This is a genomic window from Streptomyces sp. LZ34 (assembly GCF_053890475.1).
The window spans coordinates 5,752,304-5,776,944 of sequence record NZ_CM132680.1 but is presented as its reverse complement, the minus strand read 5'-3'; the positions used below and the strand labels follow the sequence as shown (position 1 = coordinate 5,776,944).

The window sequence follows — 24,641 nt, the reverse complement described above, 5'->3', positions numbered from 1 at the left end:
GGTTTAGATGCCGCGCAGTCTCAAGAAGGGGCCCTTCGTCGACGACCACCTGATCAAGAAGGTGGATGTCCAGAACGAAGCCGGCACCAAGAACGTCATCAAGACCTGGTCCCGCCGCTCGATGATCGTCCCGGCCATGCTCGGCCACACGATCGCGGTGCACGACGGCCGCAAGCACGTCCCGGTGTTCGTCACCGAGTCGATGGTCGGCCACAAGCTCGGCGAGTTCGCGCCGACCCGCACCTTCCGCGGCCATGAGAAGGACGACCGCAAGTCGCGTCGTCGCTGATCAGCGGAGCAAGCGAATGACTCAGACAGACACCGAAGGGACAACCATGGAAGCCAGGGCCCAGGCGCGGTACATCCGCGTCACGCCCATGAAGGCCCGCCGCGTGGTGGACCTCATCCGTGGCATGGGCGCCACGGAGGCTCAGGCGGTCCTGCGATTCGCTCCGCAGGCCGCGAGCGTGCCGGTCGGCAAGGTGCTGGACAGCGCCATTGCCAACGCCGCGCACAACTACGACCACACCGACGCCGACAGCCTCTTCATCTCCGAGGCCTATGTCGACGAGGGCCCGACCCTGAAGCGGTTCCGTCCGCGCGCCCAGGGCCGTGCCTACCGGATCCGCAAGCGGACCAGCCACATCACCGTGGTCGTCAGCAGCAAGGAAGGAACCCGGTAATGGGCCAGAAGGTAAACCCGCACGGGTTCCGGCTCGGCATCACCACGGACTTCAAGTCCCGCTGGTACGCCGACAAGCTGTACAAGGACTACGTCAAGGAAGACGTCGCCATCCGTCGGATGATGACGAAGGGCATGGAGCGCGCCGGTATCTCCAAGGTGGAGATCGAGCGCACCCGTGACCGCGTCCGCGTCGACATCCACACCGCCCGCCCGGGCATCGTCATCGGCCGCCGCGGCGCCGAGGCCGACCGCATCCGTGGCGAGCTGGAGAAGCTGACCGGCAAGCAGGTTCAGCTGAACATCCTCGAGGTCAAGAACCCCGAGGTGGACGCTCAGCTGGTGGCCCAGGCCGTCGCCGAGCAGCTGTCCTCCCGCGTCTCCTTCCGTCGTGCGATGCGCAAGTCGATGCAGAGCACGATGAAGGCCGGCGCCAAGGGCATCAAGATCCAGTGCGGTGGCCGTCTCGGCGGCGCCGAGATGTCCCGCTCGGAGTTCTACCGCGAGGGCCGCGTGCCCCTGCACACGCTCCGCGCGAACGTCGACTACGGCTTCTTCGAGGCCCGTACGACCTTCGGCCGTATCGGCGTCAAGGTCTGGATCTACAAGGGCGACGTCAAGAACATCGCCGAGGTCCGCGCCGAGAACGCCGCCGCCCGCGCCGGCAACCGCCCGTCGCGTGGTGGCGGCAGTGACCGCCCGCAGCGTCGTGGCGGCGAGCGCGGTGGCCGCGGCCGTAAGCCGCAGCAGCAGAATGCCGCAGCCGAGGCCCCCAAGGCCGAGGCCGCCGCGACCGCTGCTCCGGCTGCTGAGAGCACCGGAACGGAGGCCTGACCGACATGCTGATCCCTCGCAGGGTCAAGCACCGCAAGCAGCACCACCCGAAGCGGTCGGGTATGGCCAAGGGCGGCACGGAGCTGGCGTTCGGCGAGTACGGCATTCAGGCCGTCACCCCGGCGTACGTCACCAACCGTCAGATCGAGGCCGCGCGTATCGCGATGACCCGCCACATCAAGCGTGGCGGCAAGGTCTGGATCAACATCTACCCGGACCGTCCGCTGACGAAGAAGCCCGCCGAGACCCGCATGGGTTCCGGTAAGGGCTCGCCGGAGTGGTGGATCGCGAACGTCAAGCCTGGTCGGGTGATGTTCGAGCTGTCCTACCCGAACGAGAAGACTGCGCGTGAGGCGCTCACCCGCGCTGCTCACAAGCTCCCGATGAAGTGCCGGATCGTGCGGCGCGAGGCAGGTGAGTCGTGATGGCGGCCGGTACCACGGCGTCCGAGCTGCGTGAGCTCAACAACGAGGATCTCGTTGGCAAGCTCCGTGAGGCCAAGGAAGAGCTGTTCAACCTCCGCTTCCAGGCGGCGACCGGACAGCTCGAGAACCACGGCCGGCTGAAGGCCGTCCGCAAGGACATCGCCCGGATCTACACCCTGATGCGGGAGCGCGAGCTCGGCATCGAGACGGTGGAGAGCGCCTGATGAGCGAGACGAATGTGACTGCAGAGAACAACGAGATGCGCGGCTTCCGCAAGACCCGTGAGGGTCTGGTCGTCAGCGACAAGATGGACAAGACCGTCGTCGTCGCCGTCGAGGACCGCGTCAAGCACGCGCTGTACGGCAAGGTCATCCGCCGTACGAACAAGCTCAAGGCGCACGACGAGCAGAACGCCGCCGGTGTCGGCGACCGTGTCCTCCTGATGGAGACCCGGCCGCTGTCCGCGACCAAGCGCTGGCGCGTCGTCGAGATCCTCGAGAAGGCCAAGTAATCCCCTGAGGGCAGCAGCCCTCAGGCCAGTTCCGCCAGGCTCGGCAGGGGTCCGTACCACACGGCCCCTGCCGGGAACCGGCAGACGATCAGGAGATAGACGTGATCCAGCAGGAGTCGCGACTGCGCGTCGCCGACAACACGGGCGCGAAGGAGATCCTTTGCATCCGTGTTCTCGGTGGTTCCGGTCGCCGCTACGCGGGCATCGGTGACGTCATCGTCGCCACCGTCAAGGACGCGATCCCCGGTGGCAACGTGAAGAAGGGTGACGTCGTCAAGGCGGTCATCGTGCGCACCGTCAAGGAGCGCCGTCGCCCGGACGGCTCGTACATCCGCTTCGACGAGAACGCGGCCGTCATCCTCAAGAACGATGGCGACCCCCGCGGCACCCGTATTTTCGGCCCGGTGGGCCGTGAGCTGCGCGAGAAGAAGTTCATGAAGATCATCTCGCTCGCGCCGGAGGTGCTGTAACCGATGAAGATCAAGAAGGGCGACCTGGTTCAGGTCATCACCGGCAAGGACAAGGGCAAGCAGGGCAAGGTCATCCAGGCCTACCCCCGCGAGGACCGCGTCCTGGTCGAGGGTGTCAACCGGGTCAAGAAGCACACCAAGGCCGGCCAGACCGCTCGTGGCTCGAAGACCGGCGGCATCGTGACGACCGAGGCCCCGGTCCACGTGAGCAATGTCCAGCTCGTGGTGGAGAAGGACGGCAAGAAGGTCGTCACCCGCGTCGGATACCGCTTCGACGACGAGGGCAACAAGATCCGCGTTGCCAAGCGGACCGGTGAGGACATCTGATGACTGCCACCATCACCAGCGCACCGCGCCTCAAGACGCGCTACCGCGAAGAGATCCAGGGCAAGCTGAAGGACCAGTTCTCCTACGAGAACGTCATGCAGATCCCGGGTCTCACCAAGATCGTGGTCAACATGGGTGTGGGCGACGCCGCCCGCGACTCCAAGCTGATCGAGGGCGCCATCCGCGACCTCGCCACGATCACCGGCCAGAAGCCGGCCGTCACCAAGGCCCGTAAGTCCATCGCGCAGTTCAAGCTGCGCGAGGGCCAGCCGATCGGCGCCCACGTCACCCTCCGCGGTGACCGCATGTGGGAGTTCCTGGACCGCCTGCTGTCGCTCGCGCTGCCGCGCATCCGCGACTTCCGTGGTCTGTCGCCGAAGCAGTTCGACGGGCGGGGCAACTACACCTTCGGTCTCACGGAGCAGGTCATGTTCCACGAGATCGACCAGGACAAGATCGACCGGGTGCGGGGCATGGACATCACCGTGGTCACCACGGCGTCCAACGACGACGAGGGTCGCGCCCTGCTTCGTCACCTCGGCTTCCCGTTCAAGGAGAACTGACCGTGGCGAAGAAGGCTCTGATCGCTAAGGCCGCCCGCAAGCCGAAGTTCGGCGTGCGCGGGTACACCCGCTGCCAGCGCTGCGGCCGGCCCCACTCCGTCTACCGCAAGTTCGGCCTGTGCCGCGTGTGCCTTCGTGAGATGGCTCACCGTGGCGAGCTGCCGGGCGTGACCAAGAGCTCCTGGTAATCCCACAAACGGGATAAACCAGGACTCTCGGTAAGCACATGGATGGCGGGAGCCCGCCTCACATCCCTTAGGCTTGTGAGGTTGGGCCCCCGCTGCCCACATCGTCCGCGGGCATAGCCCGCGAAATGACGCTTACTACGCCGTAGGTCCCCGCGCCGCACCCGTGCCCACCGTGAGTGGGTGAGAGGGATGGCGCAGATAGGAAACCCCGGCGAGAGAGGCCGAAGGCCATCATGACCATGACCGATCCAATCGCAGACATGCTCACGCGTCTGCGAAACGCGAACTCGGCATACCACGACGACGTCGCGATGCCGCACAGCAAGATCAAGTCGCACATCGCGGAGATCCTCCAGCAGGAGGGCTACATCACCGGCTGGAAGGTCGAGGACGCCGAGGTCGGGAAGCGCCTCGTCCTCGAGCTGAAGTTCGGCCCCAACCGCGAGCGCTCGATCGCCGGCATCAAGCGGATTTCGAAGCCGGGTCTGCGGGTCTATGCAAAGTCCACCAACCTGCCGAAGGTGCTCGGCGGCCTGGGCGTGGCGATCATCTCCACGTCGCACGGGCTCCTCACCGACAAGCAGGCCGGCAAGAAGGGTGTGGGTGGGGAAGTCCTCGCCTACGTCTGGTAACCAGGGAACGGAGGAAGAGCCATGTCGCGAATTGGACGGCTGCCCATCCAGGTTCCCGCTGGTGTGGACGTCACCATCGATGGCCGTACGGTCGCAGTGAAGGGCCCCAAGGGTTCTCTCTCGCACACCGTCGCCGCGCCCATCGAGGTCGCCAAGGGTGAGGACAACACGCTCGTTGTCACCCGCCCGAACGACGAGCGTCAGAACAAGGCCCTGCACGGCCTGTCCCGCACGCTGGTGGCGAACATGATCACCGGCGTGACCCAGGGCTACAGCAAGGCGCTCGAGATCAGCGGTGTCGGTTACCGCGTCCAGGCGAAGGGCTCCAACCTGGAGTTCGCCCTGGGCTACAGCCACCCGATCCTGATCGAGGCCCCCGAGGGCATCACCTTCAAGGTGGAGTCCGCGACCAAGCTGAGCGTCGAGGGCATCGACAAGCAGAAGGTCGGCGAGGTCGCCGCGAACATCCGCAAGCTGCGCAAGCCCGACCCCTACAAGGCCAAGGGCGTGAAGTACGCGGGCGAGGTCATCCGCCGCAAGGTCGGAAAGGCTGGTAAGTAAGCCATGGCATACGGTGTGAAGATCGCCAAGGGCAACGCGCGCAAGGCCGCTGCCGTCAAGCGCCGTCACATCCGCGTCCGCAAGCGGATCTCCGGCACGCCGGAGCGCCCCCGCCTCGTTGTGACGCGTTCCAACCGTCACATGGTGGCGCAGGTCATCGACGACATCGCGGGCCACACGCTCGCCTCGGCGTCGACCCTGGACACGTCCATCCGTGGCGGAGAGGGTGACAAGAGCGCGCAGGCCAAGCAGGTCGGCGCCCTGGTGGCCGAGCGGGCCAAGGCGGCGGGCGTCGAGGCCGTCGTGTTCGACCGCGGTGGCAACCAGTACGCCGGGCGGATCGCCGCTCTGGCGGACGCCGCCCGCGAGGCCGGGCTGCAGTTCTAGGCCCCGGTTCCTACGCAAAGCGGACTGAAACGAGAGAGGTAAACCAATGGCTGGACCCCAGCGCCGCGGTGGCGGCGCCGGTGGCGGCGAGCGGCGGGACCGGAAGGACCGGCGGGACGGCGGCGCAGCTGCCGAGAAGACCGCTTACGTCGAGCGCGTTGTCGCGATCAACCGCGTCGCCAAGGTTGTGAAGGGTGGTCGTCGCTTCAGCTTCACCGCGCTGGTCGTGGTGGGCGACGGTGACGGCACCGTGGGTGTCGGTTACGGCAAGGCCAAGGAGGTGCCGGCCGCCATCGCCAAGGGTGTGGAGGAGGCCAAGAAGCACTTCTTCAAGGTCCCCCGGATCCAGGGCACCATTCCGCACCCGATCCAGGGTGAGGAGGCCGCGGGCGTTGTGCTGCTCAAGCCGGCTTCGCCCGGTACCGGTGTGATCGCCGGTGGCCCGGTGCGTGCCGTGCTGGAGTGCGCGGGCATCCACGACGTGCTCAGCAAGTCGCTCGGCTCGTCGAACCCGATCAACATCGTGCACGCCACGGTGGCCGCTCTGCGGGGCCTTCAGCGCCCCGAGGAGATCGCCGCCCGCCGTGGTCTGCCGCTCGAGGACGTCGCCCCCGCCGCTCTGCTGCGGGCGCGTGCCGGGGTGGGTGCGTGAGCATGGCCCGCCTGAAGATCACGCAGACGAAGTCGTACATCGGCAGCAAGCAGAACCACCGCGACACCCTGCGTTCGCTCGGCCTGAAGAGGCTGGGCGACACGGTTGTCAAGGAGGACCGCCCCGAGTTCCGCGGCATGGCGAAGACCGTGCGGCACCTCGTGACGGTCGAGGAGGTCGACTGACATGGCGGAGAACAACCCGCTGAAGGTCCACAACCTCCGGCCCGCCCCGGGCGCCAAGACCGCCAAGACCCGTGTCGGTCGTGGTGAGGCGTCCAAGGGTAAGACCGCTGGTCGTGGCACCAAGGGCACCAAGGCCCGCTACCAGGTTCCGGAGCGCTTCGAGGGTGGGCAGATGCCCCTCCACATGCGGCTCCCGAAGCTCAAGGGCTTCAAGAACCCGTTCCGCACCGAGTACCAGGTCGTCAACCTGGACAGGCTGGCCGCGCTCTACCCGCAGGGTGGCGAGGTCACGGTGGCCGATCTGGTCGCCAAGGGCGCGGTTCGCAAGAACCAGCTCGTCAAGGTGCTGGGCACCGGCGAGGTCTCCGTGGCGCTTCAGGTGACGGTCGACGCCGTCTCCGGCTCCGCCAAGGAGAAGATCACCGCCGCTGGAGGCACGGTCACCGAGCTCGTCTGAGAGCGGTGGCACACCTGGCCGGGGATGCCCCACATACGGGGCATCCCCGGTTGGTCGTTCCAAGGGGGGCCAGGTCGCCGGTAAGGTGGCGTGCGTTGTTACCTTCCGCGCGGTCCGTGCTCGCGCGGGCCTTGACCGATAAGTATTCGTCGATCCTCAAGACCGTCACCTCTCGCGCCTGACGCGGGGGGCGCAGGAGGCACCGTGCTCACCGCGTTCGCCCGGGCGTTCAAGACGCCCGACCTGCGCAAGAAGCTGCTGTTCACGCTGGCCATCATTGTGCTCTTCCGGCTCGGGCAACATATCCCGATCCCGGGCATCGACTACAAGAACGTCCAGACCTGTATCGATCAGGCCAAGGGCCAGCAGGGGCTCTTCGGACTGGTCAACATGTTCAGCGGCGGCGCGCTGCTGCAGATCACCATCTTCGCGCTCGGGATCATGCCGTACATCACGGCGAGCATCATCCTGCAGCTGCTGACTGTGGTGATCCCGCGCCTCGAGGCCCTCAAGAAGGAGGGTCAGTCGGGTCAGGCGAAGATCACACAGTACACCCGCTACCTGACCGTGGCGCTCGCGATTCTGCAGGGCACCGGCCTGGTGGCCACCGCCCGCAGCGGCCAGCTGTTCCAGGCGTGCTCGGTCGGTAACCAGATCGTCCGGGACGATGCGATCTTCACCACGGTCGTCATGGTCATCACGATGACCGCGGGCACTGCGCTGATCATGTGGCTCGGTGAGCTGGTCACCGACCGCGGCATCGGCAACGGCATGTCGATCCTGATGTTCGTCTCCATCGCGGCCGGTTTCCCGAGCGCCATGTGGGCGATCAAGCAGCAGGGCAAGATCATGGGCGGTTGGCTGGAGTTCAGCCTGGTCGTCCTGTGTGGCCTGGTCATGGTCGGCCTGGTGGTCTTCGTCGAGCAGGCCCAGCGCCGCATTCCGGTCCAGTACGCGAAGCGCATGATCGGCCGTCGCTCGTACGGCGGTACCTCGACCTACATTCCGATGAAGGTCAACCAGGCGGGTGTGATTCCCGTCATCTTCGCGTCCTCGCTGCTCTACATTCCCGCGCTGATCGTTCAGTTCAGCGGGTCCAAAGCGGGCTGGGCCACGTGGATCCAGACCAATTTCGTCAGGGGCGATCACCCCTACTACATCGCTACGTACTTCCTGCTCATCGTCTTCTTCGCTTTCTTCTACGTGGCCATCTCCTTCAACCCCGAAGAAGTTGCCGACAACATGAAGAAGTATGGTGGGTTCATTCCGGGCATCCGGGCAGGTCGTCCCACGGCCGAGTATCTGAGCTACGTGCTGAACCGCATCACGTGGCCCGGTTCGCTCTATCTGGGATTGATCGCCCTGGTGCCCACGGTGGCGCTGGTGACGCTCGATGCCAATCAGAACTTCCCGTTCGGCGGTACCAGCATCCTCATCATCGTGGGTGTCGGCCTGGAGACCGTGAAGCAGATCGAGAGCCAGCTTCAGCAGCGACACTACGAAGGGTTCCTCCGCTGATGCGAATCGTCCTTGTCGGGCCTCCCGGGGCTGGCAAGGGTACGCAGGCCGCGTACCTTGCCAAGAACCTGTCGATCCCGCACATCTCCACGGGCGACCTCTTCCGCGCGAACATCAGCCAGGGCACTCCGCTCGGCCGGCAGGCGCAGGAGTACATGCGGGCCGGGCAGCTGGTGCCGGACGAGGTCACCATCGGCATGGCCGAAGACCGGATGCGCCAGCCGGACGCCGCGCAGGGGTTCCTGCTGGACGGCTTCCCGCGCAATCTCGCGCAGGCCGAGGCGCTGGACGAGTTCCTCCGGGAGAACCAGATCTCGCTGGACGCGGTGCTGGACCTGGAGGTCCCCGAGGACGAGGTCGTCCGGCGCATCGCCGGGCGGCGCATCTGCCGCCACGACAGCAGCCATGTCTTCCATGTCACCGGCCGTCCGCCGAAGACCGAAGGCGTGTGCGACGAGTGCGGCGGCGAGCTGTACCAGCGCGAGGACGACAGCGAGGAGACCGTCCGCAAGCGGCTGGAGGTCTACCACCGGGAGACCGAGCCGATCATCGACTACTACAAGGCCAAGGGCCAGGTCGTGACGATCCCGGCGCTGGGCAAGGTCTCCGAGGTCACCCGGCGGGCCATGGACGTGCTGGCGGCCAAGGCGGCCTGAGGCGGCCTGGAGACGATCCGGCCAACGGCCGCGGTGCCCATCGGGCGTCGCGGCCGTACTGTTGAGCAGACACTGTTGAACGCGGGAAGGCAGTCCTAGTGGTGGAGATAAAGACCCCCGAGCAGATCGCGAAGATGCGTGAGGCGGGACTGGTCGTCGCGGCCATCCACCAGGCGACACGTGAGGCGGCCGTCCCCGGCGCGTCGACCAAGGACCTGGACGACGTCGCCCGCAAGGTGATCGCCGACCACGGCGCCAAGTCGAACTTCCTCGGCTACGGGGGCTTCCCCGCGACCATCTGCACCTCGGTGAACGATGTCGTGGTGCACGGCATCCCGGACCGCGAGACCGTCCTGAAGGACGGCGACATCATCTCCATCGACGCGGGCGCGATCGTGGACGGCTGGCACGGCGACGCCGCCTTCACCGTCTTCGTGGGCGAGGGCCACGCGCCCGAGCTGTTCGAGCTGAGCCGGGTGACCGAGGAGTCCATGTGGGCCGGCATCGCCGCGGTCCGCAAGGGCAACCGCCTGGTCGACATCTCCAAGGCCATCGAGGGCTACATCCGGCGCCAGCCGCGCCCGGCCTCCGGCAAGTACGGGATCATCGAGGACTACGGCGGCCATGGCATCGGCAGCCAGATGCACATGGACCCGCATCTGCTGAACTACGTCTCGAAGAAGCGCGGCAAGGGCCCGCGGCTGGTGCCCGGCTTCTGTATCGCGATCGAGCCCATGGTGAGCCTGGGCACCGCGAAGACCCACGTCCTGTCCGACGACTGGACGGTCAAGACGGACGACGGCACCTGGTCCAGCCACTGGGAGCACACGGTCGCGCTGACCGAGCAGGGCCCGCTGGTGCTGACCGCCGTGGACGGCGGAGCGGCCAAGCTCGCCGAGTACGGCATACAGACGGCCCCGGACCCCCTGGCGTAAGATCCCGACCGGCTTAATGATCTCGGTATCCGGGCATGCTGCCCTGGATTCGTGTTTCCCGATGCGCTGACGTAGACTGACACGTCGGCTCACGCGTGTCTTTCGGCATGTCGCGAACCGATCAAGGTAGCCGATCCCGAAAGCAGGACATGGCCAAGAAGCAAGGCGCCATCGAAATCGAGGGCACCGTGATCGAGTCTCTGCCGAACGCGATGTTCAAGGTGGAGCTTCAGAACGGTCACAAGGTCCTCGCGCACATCAGCGGCAAGATGCGTATGCACTACATCCGCATCCTGCCCGATGACCGGGTCGTCGTGGAGCTGTCTCCGTACGACCTGACGCGCGGACGGATCGTCTACCGCTACAAGTAGATCTCACGACCCGGAGAACCTCACACCCATGAAGGTCAAGCCGAGCGTCAAGAAGATCTGCGACAAGTGCAAGGTGATCCGCCGCCACGGTCGGGTCATGGTCATCTGCGACAACCTGCGCCACAAGCAGCGCCAGGGCTGACGCACGCCTGGCCGCACGACCTGCACCTCGCAGTATCTTCGCGCGACGCATAAACGTACGTACATACGCAGTCACCCGTTCCCGCCTCCGCGGGGACGACACCCCCGGTCGGAGGCCGGGGACCCGGCGGTCGCCGCGCGGCGGCCGGGAGTGGTGCTGCGGAAGACCTCCGACAACCATCTGGAGCCAGATTCATGGCACGCCTCGCAGGCGTTGATCTCCCGCGCGACAAGCGCGTCGAGGTCGCCCTCACCTATGTCTTCGGCATCGGCCGCACCCTTGCCCAGCAGACCCTCGCCAGCACCGGCGTGAACCCGGACACCCGCGTTCGCGACCTGGCCGAGGAGGACCTGGTCAAGATCCGCGAGTACGTGGACAACAACATCAAGACCGAGGGTGACCTCCGTCGCGAGATCCAGGCCGACATCCGCCGCAAGGTCGAGATCGGCTGCTACCAGGGTCTGCGTCACCGCCGCGGCCTGCCGGTCCGCGGTCAGCGCACCCAGACCAACGCCCGCACCCGCAAGGGTCCGCGTCGCGCCATCGCCGGCAAGAAGAAGCCGGGCAAGAAGTAGTCCGCACCGGACGCTGTCAAGCGGTCCGAGCTGTAGGACCGACCACCTCCACGGGAGATACACCGAATGCCTCCGAAGAGTCGTACGGCCGGCGCCAAGAAGGTGCGCCGCAAGGAGAAGAAGAACGTCGCCCACGGGCACGCTCACATCAAGAGCACGTTCAACAACACCATCGTCTCGATCACCGACCCGACCGGTAACGTGATCTCTTGGGCCTCGGCCGGCCATGTCGGCTTCAAGGGCTCGCGCAAGTCCACTCCGTTCGCCGCGCAGATGGCCGCCGAGTCGGCCGCCCGCCGCGCGCAGGAGCACGGCATGCGCAAGGTCGACGTGTTCGTCAAGGGTCCGGGCTCCGGCCGTGAGACCGCGATCCGCTCGCTCCAGGCCACCGGCCTGGAGGTGGGTTCGATCCAGGACGTCACTCCGACTCCGCACAACGGATGCCGCCCGCCCAAGCGTCGGCGCGTCTGACCAGCTGAAGTAGGAGACAAGACATATAATGGCGCGTTACACCGGGGCCGACTGCAAGCGTTGCCGTCGGGAGAAGCAGAAGCTCTTCCTCAAGGGGAGCAAGTGCGAGAGCGCGAAGTGCCCGATCGAGATCCGTCCTTACCCCCCGGGTGAGCACGGTCGCGGGCGCACCAAGGACAGCGAGTACCTGCTGCAGCTCCGTGAGAAGCAGAAGGCCACCCGCATCTACGGCGTCCTTGAGAAGCAGTTCCGTGGTTACTACGCGGAGGCGAACAAGAAGTCCGGCAAGACCGGTGAGAACCTTCTTCGCATCCTCGAGACGCGGCTGGACAACGTGGTCTACCGGGCCGGCTTCGCCAAGTCCCGCGACCACGCCCGCCAGCTGGTCCGCCACGGACACATCAATGTGAACGGCCGCAAGACCGACATCCCGTCGGCCCGCGTCTCCGTGAACGACATCATCGAGGTTCGTCCGAAGTCCCGGACCATGACCCCCTTCCAGGTGGCTCAGGCCGAGGCCGGCGACCGCACCGTGCCGGCGTGGCTGGAGGCCATTCCGTCGCAGCTGCGGATCCTCGTGCACTCGCTGCCCGAGCGCCAGGTGATCGACACCCAGGTGCAGGAGCAGCTGATCGTCGAGCTCTACTCGAAGTAAGTACTCCCCGTAGTACTACTGAGCGTAGTAGCTCCGGCTACGGGCGGTACGGGTCATTCGGCCCGTGCCGCCCGTACCATCGTCAGTACAGAGGGCGTCATATAGCGGGCGCCCACGACTGAAGGATCAAAACACCATGCTGATCGCTCAGCGTCCTTCGTTGACCGAAGAGGTCGTCGACGAATTCCGCTCCCGGTTCGTGATCGAGCCGCTGGAGCCGGGCTTCGGCTACACCCTCGGCAACTCCCTGCGTCGTACGCTCCTCTCCTCGATCCCCGGTGCGGCTGTCACCAGCATCCGGGTCGACGGGGTCCTGCACGAGTTCACCACCGTGCCGGGCGTCAAGGAGGACGTCACCGACCTCATCCTCAACATCAAGCAGCTGGTCGTCTCCTCGGAGCACGACGAGCCGGTCGTGATGTACCTGCGCAAGCAGGGCCCCGGCCTGGTCACGGCCGCCGACATCGCCCCGCCGGCCGGTGTCGAGGTGCACAACCCCGACCTGGTCCTGGCCGCGCTGAACAGCAAGGGCAAGCTGGAGATGGAGCTGACCGTCGAGCGCGGTCGCGGCTATGTCTCCGCCGTCCAGAACAAGCAGGTCGGCCAGGAGATCGGCCGGATCCCGGTCGACTCCATCTACTCGCCGGTGCTCAAGGTCACCTACAAGGTCGAGGCGACCCGTGTCGAGCAGCGCACCGACTTCGACAAGCTGATCGTCGACGTCGAGACCAAGCAGGCCATGCGCCCGCGCGACGCCATGGCCTCGGCCGGTAAGACCCTGGTCGAGCTGTTCGGCCTGGCCCGCGAGCTGAACGTGGACGCCGAGGGCATCGACATGGGCCCGTCCCCGACGGACGCCGCCCTGGCCGCCGACCTGGCGCTGCCGATCGAGGAGCTCGAGCTCACCGTCCGCTCGTACAACTGCCTCAAGCGCGAGGGCATCCACTCCGTGGGTGAGCTCGTGGCGCGGTCCGAGGCGGACCTGCTCGACATCCGCAACTTCGGCGCCAAGTCGATCGACGAGGTCAAGGCCAAGCTGGCCGGCATGGGCCTGGCGCTCAAGGACAGCCCGCCCGGGTTCGACCCGACCGCGGCCGCGGACGCGTTCGGCGCGGACGACGACGCGGACGCCGGTTTCGTCGAGACCGAGCAGTACTGAGCCACGGGGCTCCGAGCCCGGGGTTCTGAACCCTGGGCTCGGAGCCCTGGCTGTGACTTCCGGCGGGCACTCGCCCGTCGGTGACTGACACCGGTACCTCATACGGCCGGTGCAGACCGAAGGAGAAACACATGCCGAGGCCCACCAAGGGCGCCCGTATGGGCGGCAGCGCTGCGCACGAGCGGCTGATGCTGGCGAACCTCGCCACCTCGCTGTTCGAGCACGGCCGGATCAAGACCACCGAGGCGAAGGCCCGCCGCCTGCGCCCGGTCGCGGAGAAGCTGATCACCAAGGCGAAGAAGGGCGACCTTCACAACCGCCGTCTGGTGCTGCAGAGCATCCGCGACAAGAGCGTGGTGCACACCCTCTTCACGGAGATCGGGCCGCGCTACGAGAACCGGCCGGGCGGCTACACCCGCATCACGAAGATCGGTAACCGTCGTGGCGACAACGCCCCGATGGCGATCATCGAGCTGGTCGAGGCGCTGACCGTGCAGCAGGAGGCCGTCGGCGAGGCCGAGGCCGCCACCAAGCGCACCGCGAAGGACGCTGCCGGCGACCAGGCGCTCGAGGGCCTGAAGAAGGACGAGGCTGCCGAGGCCACCGAGGCCGAGGCCGCCGAGGCTCCGGCGGAGGAGTCGAAGGACGCCTGAGCGTTCTGAAGGCTTGACGGCTTGAGGTGACGGGCCCGCCCCAGCGACATGGGGGCGGGCCCGTCCCATATGGAGCGAGATTCATGGAGGAACCGCGGGTGACTGACGAGGCGCCAGACGGCTTCGTACGCGTCCGACTGGACCTGTCGTACGACGGCACGGACTTCTCGGGCTGGGCGAAGCAGCGCGGCCGGGACACGGTGCGCACCGTGCAGGGCGAGCTGGAGAGTGCCCTGAAGGTCGTCATGCGCATGCAGGACCCGGTGGAGCTGACGGTCGCGGGCCGCACCGACGCGGGCGTCCACGCGCGCGGCCAGGTCGCCCACGTCGACCTCCCGGAGCCCATCTGGGCCGAGCACCGCGAGAAGCTGCTGCGCCGCCTGGCCGGCCGGCTCCCGCACGACATACGCGTCTGGTCCGTCACCGAGGCCCCGCCTGGCTTCAACGCCCGCTTCTCCGCCATCTGGCGCCGCTACGCCTACCGCGTCGTCGACCACCCCGGCGGCGTCGACCCGCTGCTGCGCGGCCATGTGCTGTGGCACGACTGGCCGCTGGACGTGGACGCCATGAACGCGGCCGCGGAAAAGCTGCTCGGCGAGCACGACTTCGCGGCGTACTGCAAGAAGCGCGACGGCGCCACCACCATCCGCACCCTCCAGCACCTCAGCTGGGAGCGCGGCCCCGACGGCCTCATCACCGCCACCGTCCGGGCCGACGCCTTCTGCCACAACATGGTCCGCGCCCTGGTCGGCGCCCTCCTCTTCGTCGGCGACGGCCACCGCCCGCCGGACTGGCCCGCCAAGGTCCTGGCCGCCGGAGTCCGCGACTCGGCCGTCCACGTCGTCCGCCCCCACGGCCTGACCCTCGAAGAGGTCGGCTACCCCGCCGACGACCAACTCGCGGCCCGCAACCGCGAGGCCCGCAACAAGCGGTCGCTGCCGCTGGTGGGTCCGGCGGCGGGGGCGGGGTGCTGCTGAGCGGGGTTGGGGGCGGCGGGTCTGCTGTGTCTCATGATCGGCAGACTGGGGTGGAGGGTTGGTCCGGGAGGTAGAGCCACCGTTCACTTTTGGTGAAGGACCTGTGGACTGCTTGGCAAAGCTTCCTGATGGAGGAGGCTGGGTCGGGGAGATCAACATCCCAGAGCCGGACTGTCGTGTCGTCGCTGCCGCTGGCGAGGGTGTGGCCGTCGGGGCTGAACGCCACCGACCCCACGGCCTCGGTGTGTCCGGTCAAGGTGGTGCGCAGCCCGCCGGTCGCCACGTCCCACAGCCCGATTGTCGTGTCGTCGCTGCCGCTGGCGAGGGTGTGGCCGTCGGGGCTGAACGCCACCGACCCCACGGCCTCGGTGAGGCCGGTCAAGGTGGTGCGGTGCCTGCCGGTCGCCGCGTCCCACAACCGGACTTTTCCATCAGTCCCACCGCTGGCCAAGGTGCGGCCGTTGGGACTGAACGCCACCGACCCCACGGCGTAGGGGTCCGCAATCAGGGTGGTGCGCAGCCTTCCGGTCGCCACGTCCCACAACCGGATCTTCCCATTCTCCCCACCGCTGGCGAGGGTGTGGCCGTCCGGGCTGAACGCCACCGACCACACGGGGTCGGTGTGTCCGGTCAGGGCGGCGCGCGGCCTTCCGGTCACCACGTCCCACAACCGGATCTTCCTGTCAGTCCCACCGCTGGCGAGGGTGTGGCCGTCTGGGCTGAACGCCACCGACTCCACGGCCTCGGTGTCTGCGGTCAGGGTAGTGCGCGGCCTTCTAGTCGCCGAGTCCCACAGCCGGACCTTCCCATCAGTCCCACCGCTGGCGAGGGTGTGGCCGTCCGGGCTGAACGCCACCGACCTTACGGCCTCGGTGTGTCCCGTCAGGGTGGTGCGGTGCCTTCCAGCTGCCGAGTCCCACAGCCGGACCTTCCCATCAGCCCCACCGCTGGCCAGGGTGCGGCTGTCCGGGCTGAACGCCACCGACCCCACGAAGTCGGTGTCTGCGGTCAGGGTGGTGCGCAGCCTGGTCGCCACATTCCACAGGCGCACCGTCGTGTCGGCGCTGCCGCTGGCGAGGGTGTGGCCGTCTGGGCTGAAGGCCACCGACCCCACGTAGTCGGTGTGTCCGGTCAGGGTAGTAAGCAGCCTTCCGGTCGCCACGTCCCACAACCGGATCTTCCCATTCTCCCCACCGCTGGCGAGGGTGTGGCCGTCTGGGCTGAAGGCCACCGACCCCGCGTAGTCGGTGTCTGCGGTCAGGGTGGTGCGGAGCTTGCCGGTCGCCGCGTCCCACAGCCGGACCTTCCCATCCTCCCCACCGCTGGCCAAGGTGTGGCCGTCCGGGCTGAACGCTACCCCCGCGTAGTCGGTGTCTGCGGTCAGGGTGGCGCGGTGCCTGCCGGTCGCCGCGTCCCACAGCCGGACCTTCCCATCCTCCCCACCGCTGGCCAAGATACGGCTGTCCGGGCTGAAGGCCACCCACCCTAAAATGCCGGTGTGTCCGGTCAGGGTGGTGCGGAGCTTGCCGGTCGCCGCGTCCCACAGCCGGACCTTTCCATCCTCCCCACCGCTGGCCAAGGTACGGCTGTCCGGGCTGAAGGCCACCAACCACACGGGGTCGGTGTGTCCGGTCAGGGTGGTGCGGAGCTTGCCGGTCGCCGCGTTCCACAGCCGGACCTTTCCATCCTCCCCACCGCTGGCCAAGCTGCGGCCGTCTGGGCTGAACGCCACCGACGCAGCAGCCTCGGTGTGTCCGGTCAGGGTGGTGCGGAGCTTGCCGGTCGCCGCGTCCCACAGCCGGACCTTTCCATCCTCCCCACCGCTGGCCAAGCTGCGGCCGTTCGGACTGAACGCCACCAGACTCAATTTGTCGGGTGGGCTGGCCAGGGTGGCACGAGGCCGACCGGTCGCGACGTCCCACAGGCGTACCGTCTTGTCGTCGCTGTCGCTGGCCAGAGTGCGGCCGTCTGGGCTGAACACCACTGACCCCACGGCCTCGGTGTGTCCGGTCAGTCGGTATTGCAGGGGGCGAGCTGCAGCGGCGAAAAGGTTGGCAGTCGCCTCCTTTGTGTGACTGGTCCGGTAGGCCTGGACCGCGAGGAGTGAGGCCAGGTCAGGGTTGGAATCCAGGAGGCCGGCCGACTGGGCGGCCAGCTGACGAGAGAGCGCGATCTGCTGGGCGCTGAGCGCCTGATGTCGCTCCTGCTCGCTGGTCCGGTATTGCTGCCAGGCGATCAGCCCGGCGGTCAGGGCGAGCACAAGCAGGATCGACAAGGTGGTGGCGAACTGGCGCAGGCGCCGGGTGGTGCGGGCGGCTGCTTCTTCCTCTTGGTGGCGGGCGGTGGAGCTGCTGGTGAGGAAGTCCTGTTCCAGAGTGGTGAGGTCGCCGTCGGAGTTGGTCGTGGTGAAGGCTTCTTCAGCCGCGGCGAGTCGGGTGCCGCGGTAGAGCGCTCCGGGGTCGTGGCCGAGGGTCTGCCAGGTGTGGGCGGCTTCGGTGAGCTGGCGGTGGAGGCGCAGGCGGTCGCGGCCTTCGTCGATCCAACTCTGCAGCCGGGGCCAGGCGGCGATGAGAGCTTCGTGGGCGAGGTGCACGGTTCGGCCGTCGGGAATGACCAGTCGTGCCTTCACCAGCCGCTCCAGTACCTCAGCGGCTTCGGGGGAAGCGTCTGCCGCCAGCTCCTCCCGGGGTGCGGGCCGTCGGGTGTCCTGTGCGCCGTCTCCTGGGGTGATCAGGCGCAGCAGGATGCGGCAGGCGTGGGTGGCTTGTTGGGGGGAGAGGTGGGTGTAGAGGTCTTCGGCGGTTTGGGCGATGGCGCCGTGGACGCCGCCGGCGGCTTCGTAGGCGGTCAGGGTGAGGGCGCGGCCTTTGCGGCGGTGCCAGGTTTCCAGGAGGGCGTGGGACATGAGCGGCAGGGCGCCGGGTTCGCCGTCGACTTCGTCGAGGATGCGGGCGGTCAGGGTGCGTTCGACGATGTGGCCCGCGGCTTGGGCGGGTTTGACGATGGCCTCGCGGAGTTCGTCGCGGTTCATGGGCGGGACCAGGAGGGTGGCTTCGCGCAGCGCGTCGGCGAGGGGGCGGTGGCCAGCCAGGTGTCCGAAGAAGTCGGCCCGTACGGCGACCAGCACCCGCAGTCGTCTGCCCGGGGCGGCAGCGGTCAGCAGGCGGTCAATGAACGCGGTGCGTTCTTCCGGGTCGGTGCAGAGGGTGTAGAGCTCCTCCATCTGGTCCACGACCAGCCAGGTGTCCCCCTCCTCGCCCTCTTTCGGGACCAGCCGCTGGCCGTGGGTGCGCAGCGGGTGGGCGCCGGGGGTGATGACGCGCAGGGCGGCCGGGCGTAAGCGGGGGTTGTCGGTGGTGCGCAGGCGGGGGATGAGGCCGGCGCGCAGGAGGGAGGATTTGCCGCTGCCGGAGGCGCCGACGACCGCGGTGATCCGGTGGTGGGCGGTCAGGTGGAGCAGGTCGTCGATGAGCTGGTCGCGGCCGAAGAACAGGGCCGCGTCGCCGGGTTCGAAGCGGGCCAGGCCCCGGTACGGGGGCTCGGCGTCGTCGTCGGTGCGCGGCTCGGCGGCTTCTTCCGCGGCTGCCTGCCGCCAGCGTTCTTCCCATTCCTCCGAGTCGCCGCCGCAGGCCCGCACGTAGGCCAGGACGACTGGCAGTGTCGGCAGTTGCTCACCTGCCGCCGCCCGGGACAACGTGGTCGTCCCGTAGTCCGTGTTCCGTGCCATCGCCCGATAGCTGGGCCCTCCAGCCTCCTGGCGGAGCTTGCGCAACTCGTACGCGAACTTCTGCACCGGCCCGGCAGCTGGATCCAGCGGACTCTCAGGACGACCCCCCACTGGATACCCCTCCCCTGGAGCCCCCGCCGTCACGTAGCCGACAGCCCGCCAAGCTACGCACCGGCCGATACGGCGGCAAGCGCTGGACCCGTTGAACAGAGTGGCGGAACAGGGCTGCGCATCAATGCCGGCCCCGGTGAACTCGAAGGCGCAACGCCCCACAGCGGCGCTGAAGCGAATCGCGAACGTAGGCCTACGAGGGTGGACAACGCCCGCATCCGCACGGCAGCAGCCATCGGGGCCTGGCCCACGGAGAGAGGACAAGATCGTGAGCACACACAAGAGCATTGCCTTGGCGGCGGCAGCTGCCGCTCTGGCCGGAGGACTCGCATTCGCGGCTCCGGCCCAGGCGGGGGACACAGGCCGACCGGTGGTCGCCGCGACGGCGCAGCACAGTGTCGTCCACGCTGACGGATACGAGCCCGACTCGGTCGTCACGCGGGGCGCCTGCAAGGGGTGGATGAACACCAAGAAGACCAACGGACACTGGTTCGCCCAGGGACTCGTCCAGTCGTGGAGCGGCACCAGGTGCGCCATGATCCTGGAGCGCAAGCACAACGGTGGGGCCTACAAGATGATCTCCGATCAGCACATCGTCAAGAACCGCAAGGACCACACCGGCTACTACTGGGACCACACGGGCTACAAGGCCCGGGTGTGCATCGCCAACCTCAACTGGAACGACGCGTCCTGGCACTGCGGCAAGGGCATCTGACCACACCTGACGTGCACCGATCCTGGGGCAGCGCGGGCGCCTGGCTGGGGCTGGGCGCCCGTGGCTCGCCTGGTGGTTGGCCCGTTACCGCCTTGTATTCGCATGCTTGTCCGGGAAGTGTCTCTTGGGTCACATGAGCTGATCACAAGGGGTGGGGATGGGACAGCGAGACGGAAGAGACGGCCACAGACACAGACGCTGGGTGCGGGCCGGGGCGGTGGGCGCGGCGCTGACGATGCTGCTCGCCGGGGCGGTGACGGGCAGCCCCGCCGGGCTGCCATTCGGCGCGCCCGCGGCTGTTGCGGCGGACATCGAGCCGGTGACCATCACATCGGATCGATACCCGGACGATAAGCAGTGGTACGACGGCGCGGGCGAGTACGGCACCTTCACCTTGGACGCCGCGTCCCCTGACGCGGTGGGGTACCAGTACGAATTGACCGGTCAGGGCCGAGCGATCGTAACCCCGTCTGTTCCCGGCGGTCCTGCGAGCTTTCGTTTCATGCCGGACAGCGCAGGCGTATATCACCTGTCCGTGAGGGCGTACGACAGCGCAGGCTCCATCGTGGGGACGGGCGCCTCCTGGTTCCGGGTCTCCTCGGGACGGGTCCCCAAGGCGGCCTGGCGGCTGGGCGACCCGGAGGGGTCGGAGCGGGCCCAGGGCAGCGGGTCCGCTGAGTCCGCCGTGGCTGGGCCTGGCGTGGTGTTCGGACGCCCCGGCCATGGCTGGAACGCGGATACGGCTGCGGCCCTGGACGGCACGAGCGGCGCGTACCTGGACGGGGGCGCGTCGGCCCTCGACATGCGCAAGGCGTTCGCGGTGGGGGCCTGGGTGCATCTGCCCGATCGGCCATCCCGTTCGATGACCGTGCTCAGCCAGGACGGCACCGACGGGCCCAGCTTCGCCTTGGGATATGACGACGAGGCGGATGCCTGGACCTTTCGCGCGTCGCCTGCCGGCAGCAGGCCCCTGTCGTGGGAGGTGTCGGGCGGGGCCGCACCACGGCAGAGCTGGATCCACCTTCTGGGGGTGTATGACGCCGAAGCGGGCAGCCTCCGGCTGTATGTGAACGGGCGTCTGTTGAAGGAGGACGTCCAGCCGGGCCGCACCGTGGCCACGGGAGCCGGCGGCCTGCAGATCGGGCGCGAGGCCTCTGCCTCCGGTTACACCGGCCATCTGCGGGGCATCGTGGCGGATGTGCGGGCGTACGACCGCGTCGTCCCGGCGCCCGAGGCCGAGGAGTTGGGCATCGCCAAGCCTCATCAGGTCGCGTACTGGCCCCTTGAATCCGCCACCGACAGCGTCGCCCCCGACATGGATCCGAAGCGGCCGGGTGAGCCGGCAGGGGCAGGACTCTCGCTGCGCGGCGGCGCGTCGATCTACACCCCGGCGGATCCCGGGTGCGACCCCCATACGGACCCGGACTGCGTGGTCGATCCGGATGCGGACGCCCTCAGCGGCAACGGACACCTGGCCCTGAACGGCACCAGTGCGTTCGCCGACCGGGCGGCCGGGCTGCTGGCTTCCGAGGACAGCTTCTCGATCACCGCCCGAGCCCGGCTGTCGTCCCTGGACGCGGACGGGGAGCAGACGGTACTGAGCCTTTCCGGCCACTCCGCCCAGGCGGCCGTGGTGCGGTATTCCCCCGCCACGCACAGCTGGGAGCTCGCGGTGACGAGCCGGGACGACAGCGAAACCACGGTCAGCACGGCCCGGGACGTGGGTACCTACCCCAGTGACGAGAACATCGGCGACCACTTGGCGCTCGTGTACGACGCGACGACCCGCGAGGTTCGGCTCTACGTCAACGGCGAAGTGATCGGCGCGGAGACGATGTGGGCCAACTCCTGGGACCTTTCCACAACGCGCCTTGAGGTCGGCCGGTCCACGACCGGCTCGGACAGCGGCGACTACTTCTCCGGGGCCGTCGACGAGGTGCGTGTCTTCCAGGGCGTGCTCGAGGACGTGGCCGTGTCGGGGCTCTCCCTCATCGAGTCCGGCGCGAGCCTTCCCGAACCCGGAGACCCCAAGGCTGGGCTCACTTCCCGGGGACCGGACATGTGACGGCCAGGTTGTTGGCCTTGGTGAGGTAGGGGCGGATCCCGGCCGTGACCGGGTAGAGGTCCGTTCTGTTGCGGTCCACGACGTCGCCGAGGATCCGGCCGACGCGAATGAGGTCCGATCCCTCTGGGGTGAGACGGAGCGTCAGGTCCCACACCGGCGCCTTGGGCGAGTCCGTGTGGGCCTCGCGGATCCGCTCGTACGGGACGGCGAAGCGGAAGTCGGCCGGGCCCAGGGCCGTGGCGGGGGTGGTGAAAGGGCGGGACGGGCCGCCGCGGGGGATGGCCAGGATGGTGAGGGCCGCGTCCGCCGGGAAGGTGGTGCCGTACAAGGTGCCGGCCACGTTGACCGTCTCGGCGTCGGCGTGGATCGTACGGGCCTCGGCATGGGCGGTGCGGTGCCAGGTGCGCAGGGCGAGATGGCCGCCTGTGGTGCGGTACGGGATCCACCAGGAGAACGGGGCGTCGTGCGGCGGCTCCAGGCCGAGCAGGCCGCGCCCCTCCGCGAAGCGGCAGGCCACGTGGCGGCGGGCGCCGTCGCCGGGTCGTATGACGTGCAGGTCCCAGCGGCCCTCGGTGAGGGAGAGGGCGCGGCGGTCGAGCAGCGCGGTCCAGGGGGCGTCGTCGGTGGCCGGGGGGCGCAGGGGCAGGGTGAGGGGGGCGGCCCCCTGGCCGTCGTGGTCGTCGCGGCGGGTGAGGGTGAGCGCGAGGTCGGAGCCGCGCACGTCCGTACGGTCGATCAGGACGGTCAGGTTGCCGTCCGCGTCGACGCGGCAGGAGGCGGTGGGGCGCAACGGCTTGCGGATCAGCTGCTTGACCGCGCCCTTGAGGGTGGTCTTCAGGGGCGTCCCCGGGGTCCGGAGCCCCAGCAGCGGACCATGTCCGCGCCGGGTGGCCGGGACGGCCGCGCCGCGTGCCGCGTACAGCTCCGCGAACAGCCGCTCGTACGCCTCCGCCACGCGCTCCGGCGCGTACCGCCGCGCCGCCGTGCGCGCCGCCGCGCCCATCGAGCGGCGCAGCTCGTCGTCCTCGATCAGGCTCAGCAGCCCCTTGGCGATGGCGTCGCTGTCGCCGACGGGGACGAGGAGGCCGTCCTGGCCATGTGTGATGATCTCGCCGGGCCCGTGGGGGCAGTCGGTGGCGACGACCGGCACACCGCAGTGCATGGCCTCCACGATCGTCATGCCGAACGACTCCTCGCGGGAGGTGACGGCGGCGATCGAGCCCTTGGCCCACTCGGTCTCGATGGGGGAGTGGGCACCCATGAGCGTGATGTGGTCGGCCAGGCCGAGTTCGTCGATCCGGCGGCGGAGGACGGGCTGCTGGGGGCCTCGGCCGTAGATGCGTAAGCGCCAGTCGGGGTGTTTGGCGGCGACCGTCGCCCAGGCCTCCACCAGCAGGTCGTACCGCTTGACGGGGATGAGCCGCCCGGCCGCCACGACCAGCTTCGCCGTGCTGTCGGAAGGCTCGACCTCCGTGGCGGGGACCCCGTTGGGCAGCCCGACGATACGGGTGGTCACGCCGGGCAGATGGGCGCGGTGCGTCCCGGCGTCGGCCTCCGAGACGGTGCTGTACGCGTCCAGGCGGGCGATGGCGGCGTCGCAGGCGGCGCGGAGGTCGGCCTGGTGGGTGCCGTAGATCCGGTGCTCCTGCCCGATCCGCACATAGCGGCGCTGCCCGAACTCTGCCAGGTAGATCACCAGCCCGGGGCGGGTCGCGATGACCACATCCGCGTCGGTGCCCGCGAGGTATGCGGCGATGCGCTGGTCGGTCAGCGCGTTGAAGTTCGTGGTGCCCTTCGCCTCGGCGGTGGGGATGTGCGAGGTGGGGCGGGTCAGCAGCGGATCGTCCGCGTCGCTCCCCTTCGCGTCCGGGCGCCGGTCGATCAGCGGTGTGATTCGGACGGCGGGGTGGAGCGGGAGGCTGGGCGCGCTGTGGGTCCGCATGACGGTGACGATCTCGACCGTGTGGCGGGCGGCGAGTGCGCCGGCCATGTTGAAGGTCGTACGGATGGTGCCGCCGATTCCATAGGCGTTGTGCAGCAGGAACGAGATCTTCATGGTGATGTACGCGCGGCCGGGGAGACCCCGCCGCGCGTCGGCCCCCCTCCGGCCCGAGTCTCCGCGCTGATACGCCCTCCCGGCTTGGTCAGGGCCGGTACGGTGCGGTTTTGCTCGGTAAGACGGACCAGCGGGGGAAAGGTTGCTTATGCGGCAGGTGATATGTGATGCCCCACATCTGGGTCAGTCGGTACAACCTTCCGCGTGGGTTGACTGTCGGTCATGGCCGCGGCGATGAGTTTTCCCCGCCTCGGCGGTCCAACCGTTGTCGACCACGCGGGAGGAGCCACGTGAATCAGCTGCTGAGAGTGCAGAACTTCAACGTCTCGAGTGACGGATACGGTGCCGGTGAGCACCAGAGCATGGCGAGACCGTTCGGCCACGCCGATCCGGGGGACCTGTTCGCCTGGGCCGGCGCCACGGCGAGCTGGCCCATGCGCACCGACCCCGGGGGGAGCCGCGGTCTCGACGATTACTTCACGCGGGACTACGCGCGCAACATCGGCGCCGAGATCATGGGCCGTAACAAGTTCGGTCCCCAGCGCGGTCCCTGGCAGGACCATGAGTGGTGCGGCTGGTGGGGTGACGAGCCCCCGTTCCGCACCCCGGTGTTCGTCATGACCCACCACAAGCGTCCTTCGTTCACGCTCTCCGACACCACGTTCCACTTCGTCGGCGGCGACCCGGCCACGGTCCTCAAGCAGGCGCGGGAGGCGGCGCAGGGCAAGGACGTCCGACTCGGCGGCGGGGCTACCACCATCCGGCAGTTCCTCGACGCCGACCTCGTCGACACCATGCACGTGGCGGTCTCGCCGGCGGAGCTCGGATCCGGGGTGCGGCTCTGGGAGTCACCCGATGAGCTGCTCGACCGCTTCCACCTCGATGTCGTGCCCAGCCCGAGCGGCGTGACGCACCACCTGTTCTGGCGCAAGTGACACGAGGGCCCGGTCGGGGACGTCAGATGCGGCGGATGCGGGCGCC

The 24,641-nt window shown here is 68.3% G+C and carries 32 protein-coding genes; 30 read left to right on the top strand and 2 right to left on the bottom strand.

Features of this window, described 5'->3' with window-relative positions:
- The first annotated feature begins 7 nt into the window (after window positions 1-7).
- From rpsS to truA, 27 genes are all read left to right on the top strand, one after another.
- Window positions 8-289 carry a 30S ribosomal protein S19 gene (rpsS, locus tag ACWY4P_RS23155; RefSeq protein WP_014178772.1) on the top strand — a complete coding sequence of 94 codons (282 nt, stop codon included), beginning with the start codon at window positions 8-10 and terminating at the stop codon, window positions 287-289.
- A 46-nt stretch (window positions 290-335) separates the two neighbouring features.
- Complete coding sequence (rplV, locus tag ACWY4P_RS23150) at window positions 336-683, top strand: 50S ribosomal protein L22 (protein WP_432011108.1); 348 nt, start codon at window positions 336-338, stop codon at window positions 681-683.
- Window positions 683-1,516, top strand: a complete 834-nt coding sequence (gene rpsC / locus ACWY4P_RS23145) for a 30S ribosomal protein S3 (protein WP_358631176.1) — start codon at window positions 683-685, stop codon at window positions 1,514-1,516. Before rplV ends, rpsC begins: the two co-directional genes overlap by 1 nt.
- A 5-nt stretch (window positions 1,517-1,521) precedes the next feature.
- Window positions 1,522-1,941 carry a 50S ribosomal protein L16 gene (rplP, locus tag ACWY4P_RS23140; RefSeq protein ID WP_014178774.1) on the top strand — a complete coding sequence of 140 codons (420 nt, stop codon included), beginning with the start codon at window positions 1,522-1,524 and terminating at the stop codon, window positions 1,939-1,941.
- Complete coding sequence (gene rpmC / locus ACWY4P_RS23135; RefSeq protein ID WP_456212456.1) at window positions 1,941-2,165, top strand: 50S ribosomal protein L29; 225 nt, start codon at window positions 1,941-1,943, stop codon at window positions 2,163-2,165. Before rplP ends, rpmC begins: the two co-directional genes overlap by 1 nt.
- Window positions 2,165-2,452, top strand: coding sequence for a 30S ribosomal protein S17 (gene rpsQ / locus ACWY4P_RS23130; protein ID WP_456212455.1), 288 nt, complete (start codon window positions 2,165-2,167; stop codon window positions 2,450-2,452). Before rpmC ends, rpsQ begins: the two co-directional genes overlap by 1 nt.
- A 101-nt stretch (window positions 2,453-2,553) precedes the next feature.
- Window positions 2,554-2,922 (top strand): 50S ribosomal protein L14, encoded by a 369-nt coding sequence (gene rplN, locus ACWY4P_RS23125; RefSeq protein WP_003998823.1) that lies wholly within the window; start codon window positions 2,554-2,556, stop codon window positions 2,920-2,922.
- Between the two features lie 3 nt (window positions 2,923-2,925).
- Window positions 2,926-3,249: a 50S ribosomal protein L24 gene (gene rplX / locus ACWY4P_RS23120; RefSeq protein WP_014178777.1), complete on the top strand. Its 324-nt coding sequence runs from the start codon at window positions 2,926-2,928 to the stop codon at window positions 3,247-3,249.
- Entirely contained in the window at window positions 3,249-3,812 is a 564-nt protein-coding gene (rplE, locus tag ACWY4P_RS23115; RefSeq protein ID WP_456212454.1) for a 50S ribosomal protein L5, read from the top strand. The genes rplX and rplE overlap by 1 nt, the downstream gene beginning before the upstream one ends.
- Before the next feature lie 2 nt (window positions 3,813-3,814).
- Window positions 3,815-4,000 carry a type Z 30S ribosomal protein S14 gene (locus ACWY4P_RS23110; RefSeq protein WP_003948630.1) on the top strand — a complete coding sequence of 62 codons (186 nt, stop codon included), beginning with the start codon at window positions 3,815-3,817 and terminating at the stop codon, window positions 3,998-4,000.
- A gap of 233 nt (window positions 4,001-4,233) precedes the next feature.
- The gene (gene rpsH / locus ACWY4P_RS23105; RefSeq protein ID WP_456212453.1) at window positions 4,234-4,632 is read left to right on the top strand and encodes a 30S ribosomal protein S8; all 399 of its coding nucleotides are present in this window, start codon (window positions 4,234-4,236) and stop codon (window positions 4,630-4,632) included.
- A gap of 21 nt (window positions 4,633-4,653) precedes the next feature.
- A complete protein-coding gene (gene rplF / locus ACWY4P_RS23100) occupies window positions 4,654-5,193 on the top strand; it encodes a 50S ribosomal protein L6 (protein ID WP_456212452.1) in 540 nt (179 codons plus the stop codon).
- 3 nt (window positions 5,194-5,196) lie between these two features.
- A complete protein-coding gene (rplR, locus tag ACWY4P_RS23095; protein ID WP_456212451.1) occupies window positions 5,197-5,580 on the top strand; it encodes a 50S ribosomal protein L18 in 384 nt (127 codons plus the stop codon).
- A gap of 46 nt (window positions 5,581-5,626) precedes the next feature.
- The gene (gene rpsE / locus ACWY4P_RS23090; protein WP_182313942.1) at window positions 5,627-6,232 is read left to right on the top strand and encodes a 30S ribosomal protein S5; all 606 of its coding nucleotides are present in this window, start codon (window positions 5,627-5,629) and stop codon (window positions 6,230-6,232) included.
- 2 nt (window positions 6,233-6,234) lie between these two features.
- Complete coding sequence (gene rpmD, locus ACWY4P_RS23085) at window positions 6,235-6,417, top strand: 50S ribosomal protein L30 (RefSeq protein ID WP_450492915.1); 183 nt, start codon at window positions 6,235-6,237, stop codon at window positions 6,415-6,417.
- Window position 6,418: 1 nt separating this feature from the next.
- On the top strand, window positions 6,419-6,874 hold the full coding sequence (gene rplO, locus ACWY4P_RS23080; RefSeq protein ID WP_456212450.1) for a 50S ribosomal protein L15: 456 nt from the start codon (window positions 6,419-6,421) through the stop codon (window positions 6,872-6,874).
- Between the two features lie 204 nt (window positions 6,875-7,078).
- Window positions 7,079-8,392: a preprotein translocase subunit SecY gene (gene secY / locus ACWY4P_RS23075; RefSeq protein ID WP_456212449.1), complete on the top strand. Its 1,314-nt coding sequence runs from the start codon at window positions 7,079-7,081 to the stop codon at window positions 8,390-8,392.
- Window positions 8,392-9,048, top strand: coding sequence for an adenylate kinase (locus ACWY4P_RS23070; RefSeq protein ID WP_456212448.1), 657 nt, complete (start codon window positions 8,392-8,394; stop codon window positions 9,046-9,048). The genes secY and ACWY4P_RS23070 overlap by 1 nt, the downstream gene beginning before the upstream one ends.
- A 98-nt stretch (window positions 9,049-9,146) precedes the next feature.
- On the top strand, window positions 9,147-9,983 hold the full coding sequence (gene map / locus ACWY4P_RS23065; RefSeq protein WP_456212447.1) for a type I methionyl aminopeptidase: 837 nt from the start codon (window positions 9,147-9,149) through the stop codon (window positions 9,981-9,983).
- Window positions 9,984-10,132: 149 nt separating this feature from the next.
- Complete coding sequence (gene infA / locus ACWY4P_RS23060; protein ID WP_003956442.1) at window positions 10,133-10,354, top strand: translation initiation factor IF-1; 222 nt, start codon at window positions 10,133-10,135, stop codon at window positions 10,352-10,354.
- 28 nt (window positions 10,355-10,382) lie between these two features.
- The gene (gene rpmJ / locus ACWY4P_RS23055; RefSeq protein ID WP_003956441.1) at window positions 10,383-10,496 is read left to right on the top strand and encodes a 50S ribosomal protein L36; all 114 of its coding nucleotides are present in this window, start codon (window positions 10,383-10,385) and stop codon (window positions 10,494-10,496) included.
- A gap of 194 nt (window positions 10,497-10,690) precedes the next feature.
- Window positions 10,691-11,071 (top strand): 30S ribosomal protein S13, encoded by a 381-nt coding sequence (gene rpsM / locus ACWY4P_RS23050; RefSeq protein WP_456212446.1) that lies wholly within the window; start codon window positions 10,691-10,693, stop codon window positions 11,069-11,071.
- Between the two features lie 66 nt (window positions 11,072-11,137).
- On the top strand, window positions 11,138-11,542 hold the full coding sequence (gene rpsK, locus ACWY4P_RS23045; protein ID WP_009715860.1) for a 30S ribosomal protein S11: 405 nt from the start codon (window positions 11,138-11,140) through the stop codon (window positions 11,540-11,542).
- 28 nt (window positions 11,543-11,570) lie between these two features.
- Entirely contained in the window at window positions 11,571-12,197 is a 627-nt protein-coding gene (gene rpsD, locus ACWY4P_RS23040; protein WP_456212445.1) for a 30S ribosomal protein S4, read from the top strand.
- 136 nt (window positions 12,198-12,333) lie between these two features.
- Entirely contained in the window at window positions 12,334-13,356 is a 1,023-nt protein-coding gene (locus tag ACWY4P_RS23035; protein ID WP_456212444.1) for a DNA-directed RNA polymerase subunit alpha, read from the top strand.
- 131 nt (window positions 13,357-13,487) lie between these two features.
- A complete protein-coding gene (rplQ, locus tag ACWY4P_RS23030) occupies window positions 13,488-14,009 on the top strand; it encodes a 50S ribosomal protein L17 (protein WP_456212443.1) in 522 nt (173 codons plus the stop codon).
- An 83-nt stretch (window positions 14,010-14,092) separates the two neighbouring features.
- A complete protein-coding gene (truA, locus tag ACWY4P_RS23025) occupies window positions 14,093-14,986 on the top strand; it encodes a tRNA pseudouridine(38-40) synthase TruA (RefSeq protein ID WP_456212442.1) in 894 nt (297 codons plus the stop codon).
- 31 nt (window positions 14,987-15,017) lie between these two features.
- Here truA and ACWY4P_RS23020 read toward each other — a convergent pair whose 3' ends face one another.
- The gene (locus ACWY4P_RS23020; RefSeq protein ID WP_456212441.1) at window positions 15,018-18,779 is read right to left on the bottom strand and encodes an nSTAND1 domain-containing NTPase; all 3,762 of its coding nucleotides are present in this window, start codon (window positions 18,777-18,779) and stop codon (window positions 15,018-15,020) included.
- Window positions 18,780-19,092: 313 nt separating this feature from the next.
- Between ACWY4P_RS23020 and ACWY4P_RS23015 the strand changes: the two genes are divergently transcribed.
- Together ACWY4P_RS23015 and ACWY4P_RS23010 are read left to right on the top strand one after the other, a co-directional pair.
- A complete protein-coding gene (locus tag ACWY4P_RS23015) occupies window positions 19,093-19,539 on the top strand; it encodes a hypothetical protein (protein WP_456212440.1) in 447 nt (148 codons plus the stop codon).
- 157 nt (window positions 19,540-19,696) lie between these two features.
- Entirely contained in the window at window positions 19,697-21,604 is a 1,908-nt protein-coding gene (locus ACWY4P_RS23010; RefSeq protein ID WP_456212439.1) for a LamG-like jellyroll fold domain-containing protein, read from the top strand.
- Here the strand turns inward: ACWY4P_RS23010 and ACWY4P_RS23005 are convergent.
- The gene (locus ACWY4P_RS23005; RefSeq protein WP_456212438.1) at window positions 21,579-23,660 is read right to left on the bottom strand and encodes a glycosyltransferase; all 2,082 of its coding nucleotides are present in this window, start codon (window positions 23,658-23,660) and stop codon (window positions 21,579-21,581) included. The two genes, ACWY4P_RS23010 and ACWY4P_RS23005, sit on opposite strands and share 26 nt — an antisense overlap.
- 290 nt (window positions 23,661-23,950) lie before the next feature.
- On the opposite strand from ACWY4P_RS23005, the gene ACWY4P_RS23000 reads away from it, so the two are divergent.
- The gene (locus ACWY4P_RS23000; RefSeq protein WP_456212437.1) at window positions 23,951-24,595 is read left to right on the top strand and encodes a dihydrofolate reductase family protein; all 645 of its coding nucleotides are present in this window, start codon (window positions 23,951-23,953) and stop codon (window positions 24,593-24,595) included.
- Window positions 24,596-24,641: the final 46 nt, after the last annotated feature.

What these genes read in the sequence shown, in the direction of transcription:
- rplV (WP_432011108.1), top strand. Translation starts at nt 336, where the DNA reads ATGGAAGCCAGGGCCCAGGCGCGGTACATCCGCGTCACGCCCATGAAG.
- rpsC (WP_358631176.1), top strand. Translation starts at nt 683, where the DNA reads ATGGGCCAGAAGGTAAACCCGCACGGGTTCCGGCTCGGCATCACCACG.
- ACWY4P_RS23010 (WP_456212439.1), top strand. Translation starts at nt 19,697, where the DNA reads ATGGGACAGCGAGACGGAAGAGACGGCCACAGACACAGACGCTGGGTG.
- rpsS (WP_014178772.1), top strand. Translation starts at nt 8, where the DNA reads ATGCCGCGCAGTCTCAAGAAGGGGCCCTTCGTCGACGACCACCTGATC.
- rplR (WP_456212451.1), top strand. Translation starts at nt 5,197, where the DNA reads ATGGCATACGGTGTGAAGATCGCCAAGGGCAACGCGCGCAAGGCCGCT.
- rpsK (WP_009715860.1), top strand. Translation starts at nt 11,138, where the DNA reads ATGCCTCCGAAGAGTCGTACGGCCGGCGCCAAGAAGGTGCGCCGCAAG.
- rpsQ (WP_456212455.1), top strand. Translation starts at nt 2,165, where the DNA reads ATGAGCGAGACGAATGTGACTGCAGAGAACAACGAGATGCGCGGCTTC.
- rpsM (WP_456212446.1), top strand. Translation starts at nt 10,691, where the DNA reads ATGGCACGCCTCGCAGGCGTTGATCTCCCGCGCGACAAGCGCGTCGAG.
- rplE (WP_456212454.1), top strand. Translation starts at nt 3,249, where the DNA reads ATGACTGCCACCATCACCAGCGCACCGCGCCTCAAGACGCGCTACCGC.
- truA (WP_456212442.1), top strand. Translation starts at nt 14,093, where the DNA reads ATGGAGGAACCGCGGGTGACTGACGAGGCGCCAGACGGCTTCGTACGC.
- rpsH (WP_456212453.1), top strand. Translation starts at nt 4,234, where the DNA reads ATGACCATGACCGATCCAATCGCAGACATGCTCACGCGTCTGCGAAAC.
- rpmC (WP_456212456.1), top strand. Translation starts at nt 1,941, where the DNA reads ATGGCGGCCGGTACCACGGCGTCCGAGCTGCGTGAGCTCAACAACGAG.
- ACWY4P_RS23035 (WP_456212444.1), top strand. Translation starts at nt 12,334, where the DNA reads ATGCTGATCGCTCAGCGTCCTTCGTTGACCGAAGAGGTCGTCGACGAA.
- rplX (WP_014178777.1), top strand. Translation starts at nt 2,926, where the DNA reads ATGAAGATCAAGAAGGGCGACCTGGTTCAGGTCATCACCGGCAAGGAC.
- rpsE (WP_182313942.1), top strand. Translation starts at nt 5,627, where the DNA reads ATGGCTGGACCCCAGCGCCGCGGTGGCGGCGCCGGTGGCGGCGAGCGG.
- rpsD (WP_456212445.1), top strand. Translation starts at nt 11,571, where the DNA reads ATGGCGCGTTACACCGGGGCCGACTGCAAGCGTTGCCGTCGGGAGAAG.
- rpmD (WP_450492915.1), top strand. Translation starts at nt 6,235, where the DNA reads ATGGCCCGCCTGAAGATCACGCAGACGAAGTCGTACATCGGCAGCAAG.
- rplF (WP_456212452.1), top strand. Translation starts at nt 4,654, where the DNA reads ATGTCGCGAATTGGACGGCTGCCCATCCAGGTTCCCGCTGGTGTGGAC.
- rpmJ (WP_003956441.1), top strand. Translation starts at nt 10,383, where the DNA reads ATGAAGGTCAAGCCGAGCGTCAAGAAGATCTGCGACAAGTGCAAGGTG.
- infA (WP_003956442.1), top strand. Translation starts at nt 10,133, where the DNA reads ATGGCCAAGAAGCAAGGCGCCATCGAAATCGAGGGCACCGTGATCGAG.
- rplO (WP_456212450.1), top strand. Translation starts at nt 6,419, where the DNA reads ATGGCGGAGAACAACCCGCTGAAGGTCCACAACCTCCGGCCCGCCCCG.
- rplQ (WP_456212443.1), top strand. Translation starts at nt 13,488, where the DNA reads ATGCCGAGGCCCACCAAGGGCGCCCGTATGGGCGGCAGCGCTGCGCAC.
- rplP (WP_014178774.1), top strand. Translation starts at nt 1,522, where the DNA reads ATGCTGATCCCTCGCAGGGTCAAGCACCGCAAGCAGCACCACCCGAAG.
- ACWY4P_RS23070 (WP_456212448.1), top strand. Translation starts at nt 8,392, where the DNA reads ATGCGAATCGTCCTTGTCGGGCCTCCCGGGGCTGGCAAGGGTACGCAG.
- ACWY4P_RS23005 (WP_456212438.1), bottom strand. Translation starts at nt 23,660, where the DNA reads ATGAAGATCTCGTTCCTGCTGCACAACGCCTATGGAATCGGCGGCACC.